Source organism: Neptuniibacter caesariensis, assembly GCF_000153345.1.
GTDB classification, from domain to species: domain Bacteria; phylum Pseudomonadota; class Gammaproteobacteria; order Pseudomonadales; family Balneatricaceae; genus Neptuniibacter; species Neptuniibacter caesariensis.
Map to the genome: position 1 here is coordinate 1,470,678 of NZ_CH724125.1, position 4,064 is coordinate 1,474,741.

At 45.0% G+C, this 4,064-nt stretch carries 4 protein-coding genes; 2 read left to right on the forward strand and 2 right to left on the reverse strand.

Features of this window, described 5'->3' with window-relative positions:
• Positions 1-9 precede the first annotated feature (9 nt).
• On the reverse strand, positions 10-852 hold the full coding sequence (gene nadC / locus MED92_RS06930) for a carboxylating nicotinate-nucleotide diphosphorylase (RefSeq protein ID WP_007020807.1): 843 nt from the start codon (positions 850-852) through the stop codon (positions 10-12).
• A 95-nt stretch (positions 853-947) separates the two neighbouring features.
• On the opposite strand from nadC, the gene ampD reads away from it, so the two are divergent.
• Positions 948-1,505: a 1,6-anhydro-N-acetylmuramyl-L-alanine amidase AmpD gene (ampD, locus tag MED92_RS06935; protein ID WP_007020808.1), complete on the forward strand. Its 558-nt coding sequence runs from the start codon at positions 948-950 to the stop codon at positions 1,503-1,505.
• A 134-nt stretch (positions 1,506-1,639) separates the two neighbouring features.
• Here ampD and MED92_RS06940 read toward each other — a convergent pair whose 3' ends face one another.
• Positions 1,640-2,350: a 16S rRNA (uracil(1498)-N(3))-methyltransferase gene (locus MED92_RS06940; RefSeq protein ID WP_007020809.1), complete on the reverse strand. Its 711-nt coding sequence runs from the start codon at positions 2,348-2,350 to the stop codon at positions 1,640-1,642.
• A 191-nt stretch (positions 2,351-2,541) separates the two neighbouring features.
• Between MED92_RS06940 and MED92_RS06945 the strand changes: the two genes are divergently transcribed.
• Complete coding sequence (locus tag MED92_RS06945) at positions 2,542-3,939, forward strand: DUF4856 domain-containing protein (protein WP_007020810.1); 1,398 nt, start codon at positions 2,542-2,544, stop codon at positions 3,937-3,939.
• The last annotated feature ends 125 nt before the right edge of the window (positions 3,940-4,064 follow it).

Below are 4,064 nucleotides of genomic sequence, written 5' to 3' on the forward strand. Positions count from 1 at the left end.
CCGCGCTGATCAATCAATCAGGCGCATGGAAAGGTCTATCGCCTGGCAATGCTTAGTCAGCGCTCCAATGGATATGTAATCGACGCCGGTTTCAGCAATTGGGCGTAATGTCTCATCAGTAATGCCGCCTGAGGCCTCTAGTTTAGCCACGCCACGTGTTATCTCTACAGATTTACGCATATCTTCAAGCGAGAAGTTATCCAGCATGATGATATCAGCTCCAGCATCGAGTGCCTGTTGCAGCTCATCCATAGTTTCGACTTCAACTTCTACCGGCTTTCCAGGTTCGTTGTTTTGCGCTGTCTGAATAGCTTCTTTGATGCCTCCGCAGGCCATGATGTGGTTTTCTTTGATCAGGAATGCATCAAATAGTCCGATACGGTGATTGAAACATCCGCCGCATGTAACCGCATACTTCTGCGCAAAACGAAGTCCCGGTAGAGTTTTACGGGTATCCAGAAGTTTTACTGAGGTGCCTGCTACTTTGTCTGAATACATTTTGCTGACAGTGGCCGTACCTGAAAGGGTTTGCAGGAAGTTGAGTGCAGCCCGTTCGGCTGTTAAAAGGTTTCGTGCAGATCCTTTAGCCCAGAATAAAACCTGATCTCTCTGAACCAGATCTCCATCATCAACCTGCCAATCCAGTTCCAACTCGGGATCAACCTGGCGAAAGACTTCGGTTACCCAATCGACGCCACAAATAACCGCTTCCTGGCGACTAATGATGCGTGCTGTTGCTCTCTGCTCGCTGGGTATCAACTGTGCGGTTATATCGCCTGTACCTATATCTTCAAGCAGCGCATTTTTTACAGCATCAGGAATAAGGTGTTGAATATCAGCGCGAGTAAGCATGTTAAACCCTGGAATTGGCTGGCCTGGATTACGAACTGGCCTTTGTTAAAATGAACGGGTAATTCTAACGAAAATGCTGTCTGGCGGGTAGGGGAATGGCCAACAAAGACGAACAAATCTGGCAACAAGGTGTAGAGGTTGTTCCATCGCCTAATTTTAATGAGCGTCCAGTGGATAGTGATATATCGCTCTTGGTTATTCACAATATAAGCCTGCCGCCAAAGCAGTATGGTGGTGGCTATATTCAGCAGTTTTTTCAGAACAAGCTGCCTGTCGATGATCATCCTTTCTTTAGCGAAATTAAGAATTTGAAAGTTTCAGCCCATTTATTGGTGGAGCGCGATGGTACTGTTACCCAGTTTGTTCCCCTGAGTAAACGAGCCTGGCACGCTGGTGTATCTGAATATGAAGGTCGCGAAGCTTGTAATGACTTTTCTATCGGTATTGAGCTGGAAGGTTGTGATGACGATACTTTTACCGAGCAACAATATCGAGCATTAGTTCGATTAACTCGCGAGATTCGGCATCAATATCCGGCGATTACGGAGGAGAGGATTACTGGTCACTCTGATATAGCGCCTGGGCGTAAAACCGATCCAGGGCCGGGGTTTGACTGGGAAAAATATTTTGATGCTTTAGGAGTGAGTAAATAAGTCGCATACTTTCAGCTGGAACTATCAATATACCGAAAAGACTAATATATCGGCACGGGGCGAGCCTCGCTACAGTGGTTCTTTAAGTAAATGTATTGCGCATAGTTGGTGTTCTATACCTGTTCGTAGCTTTATTAGATCGGGAATAGTCTTGATAACAGTGCAGGCACTGCGGTTTCTACTCTCAATATCCGTTCGCCAATATGGGCAGATTCAAATCCTGCTTCATTCAGCTTTTCGATCTCATAAGGGATAAAACCACCTTCAGGACCTATCGCGAGTGTTGTTAGGGTGTTCTCTGCTGTAGGGCAGGGTTTCGCCAGGTAGGGGTGGGCAACAATAGCTCTACTATTTCTAGCAATATCCGGCAGTTCATCTTCTACAAAGGGTTTGAATCGCTTTCTTAAATGAACTTCCGGCATCACCGTGTCTCCAGCCTGTTCAAGACCTAGCAACAGATGTTCATTAATCTGCTTTTCAAGTACGGGGCTGCTCCAATAGCTCTTATCCACGCGGTAAGAGTTGATCAGATAGAGTTGCTTGACCCCCATGGCAGATACAGTTTGCAGAACACGTTTAAGCATCTTTGGCCGTGGTAAGGCTAAGAGTAATGTGCAGGGTAGTGGTGCAGGGGGCTGTGAGTTCAGGATAACTTGGAATTTGATACTGCTTTCATCTATGGCTAATACCTGGCCAGTTCCCATATGGCCGTTTAGCAAGCCAACCTTAAGCGTTTCCCCTATCTCGGGTTTCTGAATCTGCGAGATATGCTGGTAACGGCGATCAGCAATGACGGCGATATTCGAGGATGTGAAGTCGGATTCAAAAAGAAGAATGAGATTCATGTCTGGCCTGCCTGGGATTTTGTTGAATTTTATAGGGCAGGAGAAAAAATAAAAACATTAACATAGATCAAATAATTATATTGTTTATCTTAATGAGAATGTTTATCGGTAGTATTCTCTTTTCCTCTATGATAACTTTCTTGCCAAATTTGGATGTTCCTCTAAGTCATATCAATTTAAGGGGTTGTTAGGTGAAACTTAAGGTTATTGTTTCTGCAGTTGCTCTGGCTGCTGCTTCTCAGTCGTTCGCTGCTCAGAACTATGCGGATTTCCCGGTTACAGTTAAAGATTACAAAGGTGATGCTAAACACTCTGTTGCATACACAGGGCAGGCGGCACGTCAGGTATTACATACCAGCCTGAAAAAACTGGCAGGAAAAGGCAATGGCCAGCCTAATGAAGAGCTTAAAGCTCAGATGCTTGCATATTACGCGGGTAAAGATGCAGGTCGTGACATTATTGCACCAGCGACTAAAGGTGGTTTTGTTGTTGCTGAAATCAAAGTTGACGAGCTGTCTAAAAAGAAAAACCTTGCGGGTAAAACTTACAAAGGTGCCGTAGCGGGTTGGCCGGGTAACATGACTGGCGAAGAAGTGCTGACATTCATGATTGAAAAAGCAGCTGTCGCTAACAAAGGCTACGATCCACTGGCAGGCTATGATTATGCACAGTTGATCTCTAAGTTTGCTATGGGTGCAGTATTCTATAACCAGGCTGTTGATAACTACCTGGATGAAAAGCTTGAAGCTGATACTAAGCCAAATAATAAGGCGTACAAAGAAGGTAAGCCTTACACAGGTAAAGAGCATGTTTGGGATGAGGCGTTTGGTTACTTTGGCGCTCCAGCGAATGCGCTGTCTTTGGCACCTAAGCAGGCTTACAGTGTTGCTAAGCAAAAAGATGATGCATTTGCACTAGCGGATGCGAATAAAGACGGCAAAGTATCGCTATACAATGAGATGGTTTTTGCTCATGCTTATTATGCTGCGGGTGCTGATAAGAGCGGTAAAACTAACTATTTTCACACCATCACTCAGGCGTTCATTGATGGTCGCCAGTTGATTACTGATGCTAAAGGTGAAGCGTTGACAGATGCTCAGCGCAGTAAGCTGAAAGGCTACGCTAAGACCATCGAAGCAAACTGGGAAAAAGTGATCGCCGAAGCGGTATTTAAATACGCGGGTTCTACTTATAAAGATCTACAGAAACTGGATAAGCTGATCGAATCCAATGGTGATGTAGCTAAAGAATTCCGTAAATATGCTAAGCATTGGGGTGAACTAAAAGGCTTCGCAATGGCATTGCAGACAGGTAAGAAAAACCTGGGTGGAACGGCTGTTAAGCTGAACCGTCTAATCGGTTTCAGCCCGGTTCTGTTAGGTAACACTCAGGTGACAGGCATTGATGCTAAAGGTAACTACGTTCAGTCCTCTTCTATTACTATGAAAGAGTACATGTTGCACATGCTTAAAGTTCAGAAACTGATGGTTGATGAGTTTGGCGTAGAGGCACGTAGCAATGATGTTATGGCTGATCTAGGCGGCCTGGCCGATAAATTGAGCTCTGGTGCAAGCGTAGAAAACGACTAAGTATTAAGAGTTAAAAGGTGGGATAAGGAATACTTGTCCTAACCTTTCAAGCCAGCCCTGGCTTCCATGGCTGGCTTTTTCGTATCTGAGGTGGTTGTGTTTGAATCCGTAATAACTCCTTTTTT